The organism is Micromonospora sp. NPDC047730, from assembly GCF_043204765.1.
Lineage (GTDB): Bacteria > Actinomycetota > Actinomycetes > Mycobacteriales > Micromonosporaceae > Micromonospora.
Window position 1 is genome coordinate 186,028 of sequence record NZ_JBIDCU010000012.1, and the last position, 15,956, is coordinate 201,983.

At 74.9% G+C, this 15,956-nt stretch carries 11 protein-coding genes; 1 reads left to right on the forward strand and 10 read right to left on the reverse strand.

From position 1 onward, the window contains the following. Positions 1–208: 208 nt before the first annotated feature. The 6 genes from ACGF5G_RS25445 to ligA all read right to left on the reverse strand — a co-directional run bounded on the left by ACGF5G_RS25445 (position 209) and on the right by ligA (position 11,471). A complete protein-coding gene (locus ACGF5G_RS25445) occupies positions 209–2,566 on the reverse strand; it encodes a pyruvate dehydrogenase (protein ID WP_393266894.1) in 2,358 nt (785 codons plus the stop codon). A gap of 205 nt (positions 2,567–2,771) precedes the next feature. Further along, on the reverse strand, positions 2,772–4,265 hold the full coding sequence (gatB, locus tag ACGF5G_RS25450; RefSeq protein ID WP_350704713.1) for an Asp-tRNA(Asn)/Glu-tRNA(Gln) amidotransferase subunit GatB: 1,494 nt from the start codon (positions 4,263–4,265) through the stop codon (positions 2,772–2,774). 13 nt (positions 4,266–4,278) lie between these two features. Continuing rightward, positions 4,279–5,754, reverse strand: coding sequence for an Asp-tRNA(Asn)/Glu-tRNA(Gln) amidotransferase subunit GatA (gene gatA / locus ACGF5G_RS25455; RefSeq protein WP_393266896.1), 1,476 nt, complete (start codon positions 5,752–5,754; stop codon positions 4,279–4,281). A gap of 67 nt (positions 5,755–5,821) precedes the next feature. Then, positions 5,822–6,127: an Asp-tRNA(Asn)/Glu-tRNA(Gln) amidotransferase subunit GatC gene (gene gatC, locus ACGF5G_RS25460; RefSeq protein ID WP_350685712.1), complete on the reverse strand. Its 306-nt coding sequence runs from the start codon at positions 6,125–6,127 to the stop codon at positions 5,822–5,824. A gap of 193 nt (positions 6,128–6,320) precedes the next feature. After that, complete coding sequence (locus ACGF5G_RS25465; RefSeq protein ID WP_393266898.1) at positions 6,321–9,107, reverse strand: EAL domain-containing protein; 2,787 nt, start codon at positions 9,105–9,107, stop codon at positions 6,321–6,323. 228 nt (positions 9,108–9,335) lie between these two features. Further along, positions 9,336–11,471: an NAD-dependent DNA ligase LigA gene (gene ligA, locus ACGF5G_RS25470; RefSeq protein ID WP_393266900.1), complete on the reverse strand. Its 2,136-nt coding sequence runs from the start codon at positions 11,469–11,471 to the stop codon at positions 9,336–9,338. A 100-nt stretch (positions 11,472–11,571) separates the two neighbouring features. Between ligA and ACGF5G_RS25475 the strand changes: the two genes are divergently transcribed. Next, positions 11,572–12,192 (forward strand): type II toxin-antitoxin system PemK/MazF family toxin, encoded by a 621-nt coding sequence (locus ACGF5G_RS25475; protein WP_393266903.1) that lies wholly within the window; start codon positions 11,572–11,574, stop codon positions 12,190–12,192. 88 nt (positions 12,193–12,280) lie between these two features. Here the strand turns inward: ACGF5G_RS25475 and ACGF5G_RS25480 are convergent, their stop codons facing one another. The 4 genes from ACGF5G_RS25480 to mnmA all read right to left on the reverse strand — a co-directional run bounded on the left by ACGF5G_RS25480 (position 12,281) and on the right by mnmA (position 15,912). Next, positions 12,281–13,282, reverse strand: coding sequence for an ADP-ribosylglycohydrolase family protein (locus tag ACGF5G_RS25480; RefSeq protein ID WP_393266905.1), 1,002 nt, complete (start codon positions 13,280–13,282; stop codon positions 12,281–12,283). 118 nt (positions 13,283–13,400) lie between these two features. Continuing rightward, on the reverse strand, positions 13,401–13,760 hold the full coding sequence (locus tag ACGF5G_RS25485; protein WP_393266908.1) for a VOC family protein: 360 nt from the start codon (positions 13,758–13,760) through the stop codon (positions 13,401–13,403). A 36-nt stretch (positions 13,761–13,796) separates the two neighbouring features. Beyond that, positions 13,797–14,801, reverse strand: a complete 1,005-nt coding sequence (locus ACGF5G_RS25490; RefSeq protein ID WP_393266911.1) for a methionine synthase — start codon at positions 14,799–14,801, stop codon at positions 13,797–13,799. Positions 14,802–14,838: 37 nt separating this feature from the next. Further along, positions 14,839–15,912, reverse strand: a complete 1,074-nt coding sequence (gene mnmA / locus ACGF5G_RS25495; RefSeq protein ID WP_393266914.1) for a tRNA 2-thiouridine(34) synthase MnmA — start codon at positions 15,910–15,912, stop codon at positions 14,839–14,841. Positions 15,913–15,956 lie beyond the last annotated feature (44 nt).

Consider the following 15,956-nt stretch of genomic DNA (forward strand, 5'->3'; position numbering starts at 1 on the left):
GAAGCTCCGGACGTTGTCGCTGCTCAGAGGCGTGTCGCGTATATGGCTGCAGAGCAAAGGGCGCGCACACGTGCCGCGTCGCCCCGCACTGGCGGTTACGCTCCGCCACCTCGGACGCTGGTTACTCTGGGCAACCTCGACAGGGGCTCCGGACCGCCTCCCGGCCCCGCGACGGCCCCACGACGGCCCCGCGACGGCCCGGCGCGGCTCAGCGCAGGGACAGGGCGGCGAGGGCTGCGTTGACGATGCTGCCGGGCAGCAGGTCGTGCAGCTCGTACAGCTCGTGGACGCTGCCGGACTGGCCGAACTCGTCCACCCCGAGCGGCACCGCCGGGGCGCCGACCGCCGAGCCGAGCCACGCCATCGCGTGCGAGGCGGCGTCGTGCACGGTCACCACCGGCACCCGGTCGGCGAACGCCGAGCGCAGCGCGCCGGGCACGCTCGGCACGGTCGCCGTGCGGACGCCCTGGCGCAGGGTACGCTGCCAGGCCCGGTAGAGGCGGTCCAGCGAGGTGACGTCGACGACGTGCGCGGCGATGCCCTCCTCGGCCAGCTCCGCCGCCGCGACGAGCACCTCCGGCAGCACCGCGCCGGAGGCCGCGAGCTGCACGACCGGGGCTTCGGCCAGGTGCGGGTACGCCTGGTGGGCGTCCACCAGGCGGTACGCCCCGGCGACCGCCTGCCGGCGCAGCACCGCGTCACCGAGCCGGGCCCGGGCCGCCTCGAAGGGCGCCTGGTCGATCGGGCGGGTGCTGAGCCGGAAGTAGTACGCCCCGTCCTCGGCCGGCGCGGCCGTCGCCGACGGGGTCGATCCGCCGGCGATCCGGCCCAGCGCGTCGCAGAGCAGCCAGTCCAGCGTGGCCGCGTACGCGGGTTCGAGGAACGTCACCCCCGGCAGCTCCAGGCCGACCGAGGCGGTGATGGTCGACTGGTGCGCCCCGCCCTCGGGGGCGAGGGTGATGCCCGACGGGGTGCCGGCGACCACGAACCGGGAGCCGGAGTAGGTGCCGTAGAGGAACGCGTCGAGCCCGCGCAGCACGAACGGGTCGTAGACCGTGCCGACCGGCAGCAGCGGCTGGGCCGACAGGTCCCAGGCCAGGCCGAGCTGGCCGAGCAGCAGGAACAGGTTCATCTCCGAGATGCCCAGCTCGATGTGCTGGCCGGCGGGGCTCTCCGTCCAGCGCAGCATCCGGTCCTCGGTCCAGGAACGCTGCTCGGTGGGCGCGAAGACGCCGGTCTTGTTGATGAACCCGGCGAGGTTCGTGGAGGTGGCCACGTCCGGCGCGGTGGTGACCAGGTAGCGGCCGACCTCGGGGTTGCGGGCCAACTCGACCAGCACCCGGCCGAAGACCTCCTGCGTCGAGATGGGCTTGTTGGCGCGTACCCGCGTGGTCTCCGGGACGGTGACCTCCAGCGCCCGCTCGCGGGGCGCGCGGGACAGCGCCTCCCGGCGCTCGCCGGCCCGGATGCCGGCCGGGGACGCCGGGTCGAGGCGGTCCCACTCGGTCCCCGGCGTCAGGCCGTGCGCGGCGCGCAGCGCGTCGACCTGCTCGGTGGTGAGCAGCGCCGAGTGGTTGCGCGGGTTGCCGGCGATCGGCAGCCCCCACCCCTTCACGGTGTACGCGAACACCACGCTGGGCCGGTCGGTGACGGCGTCGCACTGGGCGTACGCGTCGAGCATCGCCGCCATGTCGTGCCCGCCCAGGTCGGTGACCAGCGGCCCCAGCTCGTCGTCGCCGATGTCGGCGATGAACGCCTCGATCCCGTCGGGCGCGCCGTCGAGGAACTGCTTGCGCAGCGCCGGCCCGGCGAGCCCGAACAGCGACTGGTACTGCTCGTTCGGCATCGCGTCGATCCAGTCGCGCAGCCGCTCCCCGCCCGGCCGGGCGTACGCCTCGGCGAGCCGGCGGCCGTACTTGACCTCGACCACGTGCCAGCCGGCGGCCTCGAACTGGCCCCGCCACTGGTTGATCCGCACCCCGGGTACCACCCGGTCGAGCGACTGCCGGTTGAAGTCGACCAGCCACATCACGTTGCCCAGGCCGGTGGTGGCCGGGTCGGCGACCGCCTCCCAGATGTTCCCCTCGTCCAGCTCGGCGTCGCCGATCAGCGCGACGAACCGGGAGTGCGGGCGGGCGCCGAAGTGCGCGTCGACGTAGCGCCGCGTCGCGGCGGCGAAGAGCGGCGCCGCCGCGCCGAGCCCGACGGAGCCGGTGGAGAAGTCCACCTCGTCCGGGTCCTTGGTACGCGACGGGTACGACTGGAGCCCGCCCCGGGCCCGCAGCGTCGTCAGGTACGACCGGTCGAGGTTGCCCAGCAGGTACTGGATGGCGTGGAACACCGGCGAGGCGTGCGGCTTGACCGCCACCCGGTCCTCGGCGTCCAGGTGCGCGAACCACAGCGCCGTCATCGCGGTGACCAGCGAGGCGCTGGACGCCTGGTGCCCGCCCACCTTCACCCCGTCGCCGGTGTCACGGTCGTGGTTGGCCGCGTCGACGATCCGGGTGGCGAGCCAGAGCACCCGCCGCTGGATCTCGTCGAGGACGTCGAGGTCGGTTCGGTTCACGTTCGGCTCCAGGGGTCCGGCACGTCACCGTTGACGGCCGGTCGGGGGCGGGAACTGCGCGGGTACGCAGCTGAACTGCGCAGATACTCAGCCGCACTGCGCGGGTACGAAGCCGCCGCGCACAACGAACGCACGCGGCGGCTCGGGTGTAAGGAAGGGGCCCTTCCTATACAAAATGCGTTAGGAAGGTGCCCTTCCTTACACCTCAGGCGCCGAGGCGGGAGAGGATCAGCTCGCGGACGGTCTTGGCGTCGGCCTGGCCGCGGGTGGTCTTCATGACCGCGCCGACCAGTGCGCCGGCCGCGGCGACCTTGCCGCTGCGCACCTTCTCGGCGATGTCCGGGTTGGCCGCGATCGCCTCGTCCACGGCGGCGGTGAGCGCGCCGGTGTCGGAGACGACCTCCAGGCCCCGGTTGGTCATGATCTCGGTCGGCGAGCCCTCGCCGGCCACCACGCCCTCCAGGACGCTGCGGGCCAGCTTGTCGTTGAGCTTGCCGGCGTCGACCAGACCCTGCAGCTCGGCGACCTGCGCCGGGGTGGCCCCGACGTCGGCCAGCTCCACGCCGGTCTCGTTGGCCCGCCGGGACAGCTCGCCCAGCCACCACTTGCGGGCCGCGGCCGGGGACGCGCCGGCGGCGACGGTCTGCTCGATCAGCTCGACCGCGCCGGCGTTGAGCACGGACTGCATGTCCGCGTCCGACAGGCCCCACTGCTCCTGGAGCCGGCGGCGGTGCAGCCGGGGCAGCTCGGGCAGGGCGGCCTTCAGCTCGGCGACCCAGGCGGTGTCCGGCGCGAGCGGCACCAGGTCGGGCTCCGGGAAGTAGCGGTAGTCGGTCGCCGTCTCCTTGGACCGGCCCGGCGTGGTGTCGCCGGTGTCCTCGTGGAAGTGCCGGGTCTCCTGGGTGATCCGGCCGCCCGCGTCGAGCACGGACGCCTGCCGGATGATCTCCGACCGGACCGCCCGCTCGACCGACCGCAGCGAGTTGACGTTCTTGGTCTCCGTCCGGGTGCCCCATTCCTCGCCGGGCAGGTTAAGGGAGGTGTTGACGTCGCAGCGCAGCGACCCCTCCTCCATCCGCACGTCGGAGACGCCCAGCGAGCGGATCACGTCGCGCAGCTCGGTGACGTACGCGCGGGCCACCTCGGGGGCCAACGCGCCGGTGCCGGGGACCGGCTTGGTGACGATCTCCACCAGCGGGATGCCGGCCCGGTTGTAGTCGACCAGCGACTCGGTGGCGCCGTGGATGCGCCCGGTGGTGCCGCCGACGTGCAGCGTCTTGCCGGTGTCCTCCTCCAGGTGCACCCGCTCGATGCCGATCCGCACCAGCTCGCCGTTCACCTCGACGTCCAGGTAGCCCTCGAAGCACAGCGGCTCGTCGTACTGGCTGATCTGGAAGTCCTTCGGCATGTCCGGGTAGAAGTAGTTCTTCCGGGCGAACCGGCACCACTCGGCGATCGAGCAGTTCAGCGCCAGGCCGATCCGGATCGTCGCCTCGATGGCGGCCCTGTTGGCCACCGGCAGCGAGCCGGGCAGACCCAGGCAGACCGGGCAGACCCGGGTGTTCGGCGCGCCGCCGAAGTCGGTCGGGCAGCCGCAGAACATCTTGGTGTTCGTGCCCAGCTCGACGTGGGTCTCCAGGCCGATCACCGGTTCGTAGCGCGCGACGACCTCGTCGTACGCGGGCAGTGTCGTCGTCATCTGAGCTCCTGCCTCACAGTGCCGGTGGGGTGAACGTGCCGACCGCGCTCTCCAGCGCCGCGGCGACCCGGTACATCCGGTCGTCGGCCATGGTCGGGGCCATGATCTGGAAGCCGACCGGCAGCCCGTCGGAGAGCCCGCACGGCACCGAGATGCCCGGCCCGCCGTACAGGTTGGTCGGGATGGTGAACAGGTCGGCCAGGTACATCTGGTACGGGTCGGAGGTGCGCGCCCCGATGGGGAACGCCACGAACGGGGTGGTCGGCGAGATGAGCGCGTCGACCTTCTCGAACGCGGCCGTGAAGTCCCGGGTGATCAGGGTCCGGACCTTCTGCGCCTGCCCGTAGTAGGCGTCGTAGTAGCCCGACGAGAGCGCGTACGTGCCGATCATGATGCGGCGCTTGACCTCGGGACCGAAGCCGGCCTCCCGGGTCAGCGACATGACCTCCTCCAGCGACCGGTTGCCGTCGTCGCCGACCCGCAGGCCGAACCGGACGCCGTCGAACCGGGCCAGGTTGGAGGAGCACTCGCTCGGGGCGATCAGGTAGTACGCCGGCAGCGCGTACGTGAAGTTCGGGCAGGACACCTCGACGATCTCGGCGCCCAGCTTGGTCAGCGCGTCGACCGACTCGCGGAACGCGGCCAGCACGCCGGGCTCGGCGCCCTCGCCGGTGAACTGGGTGACGATGCCGAGCTTCACGCCGGTCAGGTCACCGGTCGCGCCCCGCCTCGCGGCGGCCACCACGTCCGGCACCGGCTGCGGGATCGAGGTGGAGTCGCGCGGGTCGTGCCCGCCGATCACCTCGTGCAGCAGCGCGGCGTCCAGCACCGTACGGGCGCACGGGCCGGGGGTGTCCAGCGAGGAGGAGAACGCCACCAGGCCGTAGCGGGAGGTGCCGCCGTAGGTCGGCTTCGCGCCGACGGTGCCGGTGACCGCGCCGGGCTGGCGGATCGAGCCGCCGGTGTCGGAGCCGATCGCCAGCGGCGCCTCGTACGCCGCGAGGGCCGCGGCGCTGCCGCCGCCGGAGCCGCCCGGGATGCGGCTCAGGTCCCACGGGTTGTGCGTCGGGCCGTACGCCGAGTACTCGGTGGAGGAGCCCATGGCGAACTCGTCCATGTTGGTCTTGCCGAGCATCACCGTGCCGGCGGCGCGCAGCCGCTGCACGATCGTCGAGTCGTACGGCGGGCGCCAGCCCTCCAGGATCTTCGACCCGACGGTGGTCGGCACGCCCTTGGTGGTCAGCACGTCCTTCACCGCGACCGGCACGCCGGCCAGCGGGCCCAGCTCCTCGCCGGCGGCGCGGCGGGCGTCCACCTCGCGGGCGGCGGCGAGCGCGCCCTCGCTGTCGACGTGCAGGAACGCGTGCACCCGGTCGTCCACGGCGGCGATCCGGTCCAGGTGCGCCCGCGTGACCTCGACGGCGGAGGTCTCGCCGGCGGCGACGAGCCCCGCGATCTCCGTCGCGGTCAGTCTGGTCAGGTCACTCATGCCGCCGCCTCGCTTCGCTCACCGGCGTCCTGCGCGCCGGACACACCGGGCCTGGTGATCCGCTCGCTCATGACGCCACATCCTCGTCCAGGATCCGCGGTACGCGGAACCGCTGCTCCTCGGCGTCGGGCGCGCCCGACAGCGCCTCCTCCGGGGTCAGCCCGGGCACCACGACGTCGTCCCGCAGGACGTTGGTCAGCGGCACCGAGTGCGAGGTCGGCGGGATGTCCGCCGCGGTGACCTCGCCGACCTGCGCGACCGCCTGGAGGATCACGTCGAGCTGGCCGGCGAAGGTGTCCAGCTCCTCCTCCGTGACGGCGAGCCGCGACAGTCGCGCCAGGTGCGCGACCTCCTCGCGGGAGATGGCGGCCATCGGTGCCCCCTTCGTGACGGTGTTGCCGGTCGGGCCGGTGCCGGCCGCGCGGCGATGTGCGTGACGCGCGGTGACCGGAGCGAGTCTATTGTTCCGTCCCGGCGGCGCGTCCCCGACTCCCCCTATGGGCGCGGCGCGCCGGGCCGCCGCCCCGTGGGAGGCATCCCGGCGACGGGCTCGGCGGACGGTGGGCTCAGCGGGCGTGCCGGCGGGGGATCTCCGCGTCGGGGCTGGGGGTCGGGCGGACCGGGCGGTAGCGGGCCAGCCAGGCGACGAGTTCCTCGGCCGGCATCGGCCGGGCGTAGAACCAGCCCTGCGCGGCGTCGCAGCCGGCGGCGTGCAGCATGCGCCAGGTGCGCTCGTCCTCCACGCCCTCGGCGACCACCCGCAGCCCGAGCGCCTTGGCCAGCTCGATCGTCGACCGCACGATCGCCGCGTCGTCGGCGTCCTCGGCCATCCCCAGCACGAAGGAGCGGTCCACCTTCACCTCGGACAGCGGCAGCCGGCGCAGGTGCTGCAACGACGAGTACCCGGTGCCGAAGTCGTCCAACGCGATGCCCACCCCGATCCGGTGCAGGCGGGAGATGGTGGCCAGCACCCGGCGGGGGTCGGCCATCAGCGCCCCCTCGGTGATCTCCAGTTGCAGCCGCTGCGGCGGCACGCCGTACCGGGCGAGCAGGTCGGCGATCTGGTCGGCGATCTCACCGGTGTGCAGGTCCCGCACGCTGACGTTGAGCGCCGCCGGCACGGCGATCCCGGCGGCCGACCACTTGGCGAGCTGTTCCACCACGTCGTCCACCACCCGCCGGGTCAGCAGCCGCATCACCGCGCTCTGCTCGGCGACCCGGATCAACTCCTCCGGGTCCACCATCCCCCGGCGGGGGTGCCGCCAGCGCAGCAGCGCCTCCACGCCGACCACCTCACCGGTCGCGATCGCGACCTGCGGCTGGTAGTACATGGTGATCTCGCCCGCCTCGGCGGCCGGGTCCAGCTCCGCGTCCCGACCCCGAGCCGGCCCGGGGTCCGCGCCCCGCCGCCGGGCCGCGTCCTGCCGGCCACCCCGCCGGGCCGCCGGGTCGCGGTCGCCGCGCCGGCCGCCGTCGCCGGTCGTGCCCTGCCGGCGTACGCCGACGCCGGTCTCGCCCCCGGGCCGACCGGCGTGCTCGCGGCGGCCGGGACCGTCGCCCCGGTCCGGGCCGGTCTCGGGCGATGCCGCCGTCCGGCGGCGGATCGGATCGGCGGCGGTGACGATCCGGTTGATCAACTCGTCGGTGGGCGGCGGCTCGGTCCGCTGCCGGCGGCGGCGCAACCGCCAGCGGCCGGATCCGGCGTCGGGGCGCAGACCCGCCGCGTCGGCCGGAAGTTCCGCGCCGTCTCCGCCCCGCGCGCCCATCGCCGGCGTGGCCGGTGCCGTCGCGGCGGCACCATCGACGCCGGCGAGATCACCGCCCCCCTCGGCCAGGACCCCACCGGCCACGGTCCGGTCGGCCGCCCCCTGCGGCCCGTCGCCGCCGCCCGGGAGCCCGGCCCGCGCGCCTTCCCCCGCCGGTAGGCCGTCCGGGGCAGCTTCCCCCGCCGGGAGCCCGGCCGGCGCGGCGTCCTCAGGCGGGAGCGTGGCCCGCGCGGCGTCCTCAGGCGGGAGCCCGGCCCGCGTCGCCGGCGGCGCGCCGGCCGGACGGCCGGACTCCAGCACCCGGCGCAGGTCCGCGAGGAGGCCCAGCCGTTCGGCGGAGTTGTGGTCCGACTCGGCCGCGTAGACCGCCACGGTGTCGTTGCGGTGCTTGGCGTCGTACATCGCCACGTCGGCGTGGCGCATCAGGGTCGCGAAGTCCTCGCCGTGTTCGGGGAAGAGCGCGATGCCGATGGAGCCGCCCACGTCGAGCGGCAGCCCGTCCAGGGGCACCGGCTCGGCCAGCGCGCGGACCACCCGGTCGGCGAGGTCCCGGGCCTCGCCGACGTCGGCCAGCCCGGTCATCACGATGGCGAACTCGTCCCCGCCCAGCCGGGCCACCATGTCCTCCCCGGCCACGCCGGTCAGCCGGGCGCTCACCTCGACCAGCAGCCGGTCACCCACCGCGTGCCCGAGGGCGTCGTTGACGTTCTTGAACCGGTCGAGGTCGATCAGGAGCAGCGCCAGGTGGGCACCGGGCTCGCCGCGGGTTGCCCGTTCGGCGTGCAGGTGCACCTGCTCGCCGACCTCGGCCAGCAGCGCCTTGCGGTTGGGCAGGCCGGTGAGCGGGTCCAGTGAGGCCAGCTGTTGCTGCTCCACGCTGAGCCGGGCCATCCGGTAGACGGCGAACAGCGGCACCAGCACCAGCGGGATCAGCGCCGCGCTGGCCCGGGCCGCGGCGACCAGCACCGGGGCGAGCAGCAGCAGCGAGCCGGTGGAGAGCAGCTCGAAGCCCAGCCCCTGCCGCAGGCTGGGCCACCAGCGGTCGCCGAAGCGCAGCCGGACGGCGGCGCTCACCAGCGCGTAGTTGACGGCGAACCAGGCCACCGTCGCGCCGCCCACGGCGGCCACGTCCGTCCAGCGCAGCGGGCCGCCGTCGAAGATGCCGCCGGGCCCGAGCCAGGTGACCACGTACGCGGCGGCCAGGGCGCAGGCGTACTGGCCGGCGTTGAAGGCCGTCCGCCAGGGGGCGTGCCCCATCCGCCAGCCGGAGACGACGACGGCCACCGCCTGCACGGCGACCGCCGGGCCGAGCCCCCAGCCGAGCAGGATCGCGAAGGTGAAGCAGGTGGACGGGAAGACCGCCGAGGTCTGCCGGCGCCCGGGCGGCACGAACGGGCGCGCGTCGCAGCCGACGGCGAGGGCCGCCATCACCCAGAACGCCGCCGGCAGCTCCGGCAGCTCCTCCGGGAGGGCGAGCACCGGGCGTACGCAGAACAGCACGGCCAGCGCGACGACCGACCAGACGAAGACGAAGAACGGGCGTCCCCGGCCGGGCGGAACGGAGTTCCGCAGGTCGGCGGCCTCCATCGCACCTCCCGGGGGTCTCGGTCCACGAGGCGTGACCCGCTGGCACGCCGTGCCGTCAATGAAACGCCCTCGGTGGCGCAATGCCCGACACGACAGTCGCGAATCGGTCGTAGTCGTAATTAAGTTGGTATCCGGGCCAGTCCCCGCAAGCCGCCCGCGACGACGCCCACCGACGACACCGCGGACCGTCCGCCCGCGTGCCCGGGTGGCTTCCCCGCGTGCCCGCCGTCACTCCTCGGTGCGGGCGACCCCCCGGGCCGCGTCCGGGCCCTCGTCCAGCAGCACCTGGAAGCCCGCCTCGTCGAGGACGGGCACCTTGAGGCTGGCCGCCTTGTCCGCCTTGGAGCCCGGGTTGTCGCCCACGACCACGAAGGAGGTCTTCTTGGAGACCGACCCGCTCACCTTGCCGCCCCGGCTCTGGATCGCCTCGGACGCCTGGTCGCGGCTGAACCCGGCCAGCGTGCCGGTCACCACGACGGTGAGCCCCTCCAGCGGGCGCGGCCCCTCGTCGACCGCCTCCTCGGCCATCCGTACGCCGGCCTCGGCCCACTTGCGGACCACCTCGCGGTGCCAGTCGACGGCGAACCACTCCCGGATGCTCGCGGCGATCGTCGGCCCGACGCCGTCGACCGAGGAGAGCTCGTCCTCGGTGGCCCGGTCGATCGCCTCGACGGAGCGGAAGTGTCGGGCGAGCGCCTGCGCGGCGGTGGGGCCGACGTGCCGGATGGACAGGCCCACCAGCACCCGCCACAGGTCGCGTTCCTTCGCCACGGCCAGGTTGTCCAGCAGCTTGTGGGCGTTGCTGCCGAGGGTGCCGTCCTTGTTGACGAAGAAGGGCGACTGGGCGAGCTGCTTCTCGTCGAGGGAGAACAGGTCGCCCTCGTCGGTGATGACGTGCGCGTCGAGCAGCGCCGCCGCGCCCTTGTAACCGAGCGCCTCGATGTCGAACACCTTGCGGCCGGCGAGGTGGTAGACCCGCTCCCGCAGCTGCCCGGGGCAGGTACGGGAGTTGGGGCACCGGATGTCGACGTCCGCCTCCTTCGCCGGCGCGAGCGGCGAGCCGCAGGCCGGGCAGGTGGTGGGCATGACGAACGGCCGGGCGTCGGCCGGACGCAGGTCGACCACCGGGCCGAGCACCTCGGGGATGACGTCGCCGGCCTTGCGCAGCACCACCGTGTCGCCGATCAGGACGCCCTTGCGCTCGACCTCCCGCGCGTTGTGCAGGGTGGCGTACGCGACGGTGGAGCCGGCCACCTTGACGGGCTGGAGCACGGCCCGCGGCGTGACCCGGCCGGTGCGCCCGACCTCGACGTCGATGTCGAGCAGCTTCGTGTTCACCTCCTCCGGCGGGTACTTGAAGGCGATCGCCCAGCGCGGCGCCCGGCTGGTCGAGCCGAGCCGGCCCTGGATGGAGACCGGGTCGACCTTGACCACCACGCCGTCGATCTCGTGCTCGACGTCGTGCCGGTGCGCGGCGTAGTGGGCGATGTATTCCGCGACGCCGGCCAGGTCGGGCACCACCCGCCAGCGGTCGCTGGTCGGCAGCCCCCACGCCTTCAGGGCCGCGTAGGACTCGGACTGCGTCACCGGCTGGAAGCCACGACGGGCACCGAAGCCGTGCACCACCAGGCGCAGCGGCCGGGAGGCGGTGATCCGCGGATCCTTCTGGCGCAGGCTGCCGGCGGCGGCGTTGCGCGGGTTGGCGAACGGGGGCTTGCCCTGCTCGACCAGCCCGGCGTTGAGGTCGGCGAAGGCGGCCACCGGGAAGTAGATCTCGCCCCGCACCTCCACGAACTCCGGGATGTCGGGGAACTCGGCCGACGTGCTGAGCTGGCCCGGCACGTCGGCGATGCTGCGCACGTTGGCGGTGACGTCCTCGCCCGTGCGGCCGTCGCCCCGGGTCGCCGCCCGGACCAGCCGCCCGCGCTCGTAGGTGAGGTTGATGGCGAGCCCGTCGACCTTCAGCTCGCACAGGTAGGCCACCGGCCCGCCCGCGTCGCGCTCGACCCGCTCGGCCCAGGCCGCCAGCTCCTCGTCGGCGAAGGCGTTGTCGAGGGAGAGCATCCGCTCGGCGTGGGCGACCGGGGTGAAGTCGGTGGAGAAGGTGCCGCCGACCCGCTGGGTCGGCGACTCGGGGGTGCGCAGCGCGGGGAACCGCTCCTCCAGCGCCGCCAGCTCCCGCAACTGCCGGTCGAAGTCGGCGTCGGAGATGGTCGGCGCGTCCAGCACGTAGTAGCGGTACTGGTGGTCCGTCAGCTCCTGGCTGAGCGTGGCGTGCCGCTCCCGGGCCTCCGGGGTCGGCTCGGCGCCGGCCGCCGCCTCCTGCGCCGGAGTGACCTGCTGGGCGATGGCTTCCTCGGACACCGTGCGACCTCCCGTGATTCCGCTACCCCGGCACCGTATCGGTCCGGTGGGACAATCCGCCGGCCACCCGCCACGCCCGAGCGGCGACAGGGCCGCCGACGTGCGAGGATCGCCGGACTGCGGGCTGCGCCAGGGGCCCGCCACCTGCGGCGTCCGCGCCGCACCAACTGTCGAGGCGGGGGTACGGATGCCGGAATGGCTGCTCTGGGCGACGGCGGTCGCGCTGGCCGTGGCGGCCGGCTGGGCGTGGAGCGAGTGGCGGCGCGGTGCCCGTGACGACGCCCCGCGCCGACGGGAACGCCCGCGCACCCGGCCCGGCCGCGGCACCGCGTCGCCGGGCGGGCCGGGCCGGTCGACCGCGCCACCCCGGCCGCGTACCGCCGAACGGGCGCCCGCCGGTGCCCCGCGCCCGGGTGAGATCTGGTGGGCCGACGTCCCGTACGCCGACGGCACCGGCTCGAAGGTGCGGCCCTGCCTGGTGCTGCGCGCCGACGCCCGGGGCGCCGACGTCCTGAAGATCACCAGTCAGGACAAGAGCGGCCGGGACGACCACGTCCGCATCCCGACCCGGGAGTGGGACCCCGACGCCGACCACGACAGCTTCGTCGACCTGGCCGAGCCCGCCCAGGTTCCGCTGGCCGACTTCTCCCGCCACGCCGGTGCCTGCGACCCCGCCCTGTGGCGCCGCATCCGCCGCCTGCCCCACCTCCCCGGCGCCTGACCACGCGCCGTCCGGCCGGCTCTCGCACGGCCCGGCGGGACGCGCCGTCCGGCCGGCTCCCGGACGGCCCATCGCACGTCGGGGCAGGTCAGTCCCAGACGCGGGCGAGGGCGTGGAGCTGGTCGGCGTACTCGATGCGGGCGGACCAGGCGTCGGGCCAGGCCGACATGCCCAGGGCCGCGCCGACGAAGGCGCCGGCCAGCGCGGCGATCGAGTCGGAGTCGCCGGCGGTGGTGGCGCCCCGGGCCAGCGCGGCGACCGGGTCGTCGGCGTGCCGGATCGCGCAGAACAGCGCGGTGGCCAGCGCCTCCTCGGCGATCCAGCCCTCGCCGGTGTGCCGGCACGGGTCGCCGCCGTCGTCGGGGTCGGCGAGCGCGGCGTCGAGGCGGCCGAGGACCGCCAGGCACTCGTCCCAGCCACGGGCGATGAAGTCCTCCGGCGTGTCGACGCCGGGGCGCTGCCAGAGGTCGCCGAGCCAGTCGGCGCGGTAGACGCGCCGCTGGTCGCGGGCCCGGTCGGCGAGCAGGCGGGGCAGGTCCGCCGGTGCCGCGCCGGCGCGCAGCAGCCGCACGGCGTACGCGGTCAGCTCGCTGGCCGCCAGGCCGGTCGGGTGCCCGTGGGTCAGCCCCGCCTGGAGCTGGGACAGCCCGGCGAGGGTGTCCAGGTCGACGTCGAGCAGACCGACCGGGGTGACCCGCATGTTCGCCCCGCAGCCCTTCGAGCCGGCGACCGTCGCCTCCTGCCAGCGCACACCTCGCCCGAGTTCGGCGCAGGCGCGCAGGCAGGTCATGCCCGGCGCCCGGTTGTTCTCCGGGCTGGCCGCCCAGTCGAGGAAGCGCTGCCGCAGCAGCGGCTCGACCGCCTCGGGCGTCAGCGCCGGAGCATCGTGCAGCGCCCAGCCGACGGCCAGCGCCATCTGGGTGTCGTCGGTGACGAGTGCCGGGTGGCCGGCGAGCTCGCGCGGGCCGGCCGGGCCGTAGCGGCGGACGATCTCGGCGACGGTCAGGAACTCGGTCGGCTTGCCCAGCGCGTCACCGTAGGCGAGGCCGAAGAGCGAGCCGGCGGCCCGCCGGAGCGAGGTGTCGATCATTCCCGCGATCATGCCGCCCGGCCGCAACCCGCACCACCGCGACGGCCGGGCACCCGCGCCGCGGCCCGCCGAGCCCGTGCCGCCGGACGGTCGGGGCGACCGGCGGCCGGCGGTCGACTCAGTCGAAGAAGACCAGGCAGAACGGGTGGCCGGCGGGGTCGGCGTAGACCCGGAAGTCGTCGCCCTCCCCCGGCAGCCGCCGGGCGCCGAGCGCCAGCACCCGCTTCTCGGCCGCCTCCACGTCGTCCACCTCGACGTCCAGGTGGAACTGCTGGGGGCGCTGCGGGTCGGGCCACGTCGGCGGGCGCAGGTCGGGTGCCTTCTGGAAGGCGAGCCGGTGCCCGGAGCCGGAGATCACCACCCAACCGTCGTCGCTGGCGTCGGCGTCCAGCGGCAGACCCAGCAGCTCGGAGTAGAAGTCGGCCAGGGCCCGCGGGTCGGGACAGTCGATCACCACTGTGCGCAGCTTTCCAATCATGCCGACCATCGTGCCCCGCCCGTACGACGGGAAACCTCAGTCCTCGGCGAGCCGCCGCCCCGCGTCCCGGCAGGCGGCGAGCACCGCGCGGGTGTACTGCGGGGTCGCGTTGGCGAGGCCGCACGCCGGGGTGACCACGACCTGCTCGGCGAGCCGCCGGCGCGGGAAGCCGAGGCGGTCCCAGAGCTGGCGTACCCGGTCGGCGACCTGAGCCGAGGTGGGCGCGCGACCGGCGGCCGGCGGCCGGGTCGGCGCGGCGCCGGCCAGCAGCCCGAGCCCGGCGTCGACGGCCTCGCCCAGCGGGTCCAGGTCGGTGACGAGGTCGAGGTCGAGGGCCACGCCGACGGCGCCCGCGGCGCGGATCAGCTCCAGCGGCACGTCCGGCGCGCAGCAGTGCACCAGGACCGGCACGCCGGCCGCCTCGACGACCGTGCGCAGCAGCGACCCGGCGACGCCCGGCTCCACGGCCCGGTACACGCCGAACCCGCTCTCGGTGGGCACCCGCCCGGCGAGCACGGCCGGCAGCGACGGCTCGTCGAGTTGGAGCAGCACGGTGGCGTGCGGCAGCCGGCGGACGACCGCCGCGACATGCGCGCGCAACCCTTCCGCGAGCGAACCCGTGAGGTCCCGGACCGCGCCGGGATCCCGCAGCATCCGGCCCCCGATCGGCAGCTCCAGGGACGCGGCCAGGGTGAACGGGCCACCCGCCTGGATCTTGACCGGTCCCGCGTACTCCTCGGCCTGCTCGGCGAGCTGGTCGAGGTCGCGTTCCATCAGGTCGCGGGCGCGGCGCAGGTCCCGCCCCGGGCGGGGCGCGATCCGCCAGCGGGCGGCGTACAGCTCGACCGGCAGCTCGACCAGCAGGCCGGCGGTCCGGCCGACCAGGTCGGCGCCGGGGCCCCGGGCCGGCAGCTCCGGCAGGTGCGGCAGCGCGGGAAGCTCGCCGAGGACGATCCGCTGTGCCTCGGCGATGTCGGTGCCGGGGAGGGAACCGATGCCGGTCGCCGCGCCGGCCGGCCAGGGCCACGCCTGATCTGTCACGGCCGAAGACTATCCGGCCGCCGGGCGGTCGGACCGCTCAGCCGGCGATCGTGGCGGAGCCGAGCACGACGTCGCCGGCCGGGTCCGGCCGGTAGGCGACGATCGCCTGGCCGGCGGCGACCCCGCGCACCGGGCGGCGCAGCTCGGCGCGGAGGCCGTCGGCGCTCACCTCGACCGTCGCCGGCACCACGTCGCCGTGCGCCCGCAACTGCACCTCGCACTCCAGCGGGGCCTCCGGGCGGGGCCCGCCCGTCCACACCGGACGCTCGGCGCGCACCCGGGAGACCTCGAGGGCCTCCGCCGGGCCGACCGTCACCGTGTTGGTCTTCGGCGTGATGGAGAGCACGTACCGGGGGCGGCCGTCCGGCGCCGGCCGGTCCAGGTGCAGGCCGCGCCGCTGCCCGACGGTGTACGCGTACGCGCCGGCGTGGCTGCCCACCACGGCGCCGGTGGTCGCGTCCACCACGTCGCCGGGCGCCTCGCCGAGCCGCTGCGCGAGGAAGCCGCGGGTGTCGCCGTCGGCGATGAAGCAGATGTCGTGCGAGTCGGGCTTGTCGGCCACCGCCAGCCCCCGCCGGGCGGCCTCCTCGCGGACCTGCGCCTTCGTCGAGTCCCCGAGCGGGAAGACCGACCGGTCGAGCTGCTCTCGGGTGAGCACCGCGAGGACGTACGACTGGTCCTTGGCCACGTCGACGCTGCGGCGCAGCAGCCCGTCCGCCCCGAGCCGGGCGTGGTGGCCGGTCACCACGGCGTCGAAGCCCAGGGCCACGGCCCGGTCCAGCACCGCGGCAAACTTGATCTTCTCGTTGCAGCGCAGGCAGGGGTTCGGCGTACGGCCCGCCGCGTACTCGGCGACGAAGTCGTCCACCACGTCCTCATGGAAACGGTCGGCCATGTCCCAGACGTAGAACGGGATGCCGATCACGTCGGCGGCCCGCCGGGCGTCGCGGGAGTCCTCCAGCGTGCAGCAGCCGCGCGCGCCGGTGCGGTACGTCTGCGGGTTACGCGCCAGCGCCAGGTGCACGCCGGTCACGTCGTGCCCCGCCTCCACCGCCCGCGCCGCCGCGACCGCCGAGTCGACCCCGCCGGACATCGCCGCCAACACCCTCACCGGCCCACTCCCTTCACCCCACCGAGCCTATCCCCGCCCCCGCC

What these genes read in the sequence shown, in the direction of transcription:
- gatB (WP_350704713.1), bottom strand. Translation starts at nt 4,265, where the DNA reads ATGACGACGACACTGCCCGCGTACGACGAGGTCGTCGCGCGCTACGAA.
- gatA (WP_393266896.1), bottom strand. Translation starts at nt 5,754, where the DNA reads ATGAGTGACCTGACCAGACTGACCGCGACGGAGATCGCGGGGCTCGTC.
- gatC (WP_350685712.1), bottom strand. Translation starts at nt 6,127, where the DNA reads ATGGCCGCCATCTCCCGCGAGGAGGTCGCGCACCTGGCGCGACTGTCG.
- ACGF5G_RS25465 (WP_393266898.1), bottom strand. Translation starts at nt 9,107, where the DNA reads ATGGAGGCCGCCGACCTGCGGAACTCCGTTCCGCCCGGCCGGGGACGC.
- ACGF5G_RS25480 (WP_393266905.1), bottom strand. Translation starts at nt 13,282, where the DNA reads ATGATCGACACCTCGCTCCGGCGGGCCGCCGGCTCGCTCTTCGGCCTC.
- ACGF5G_RS25485 (WP_393266908.1), bottom strand. Translation starts at nt 13,760, where the DNA reads ATGATTGGAAAGCTGCGCACAGTGGTGATCGACTGTCCCGACCCGCGG.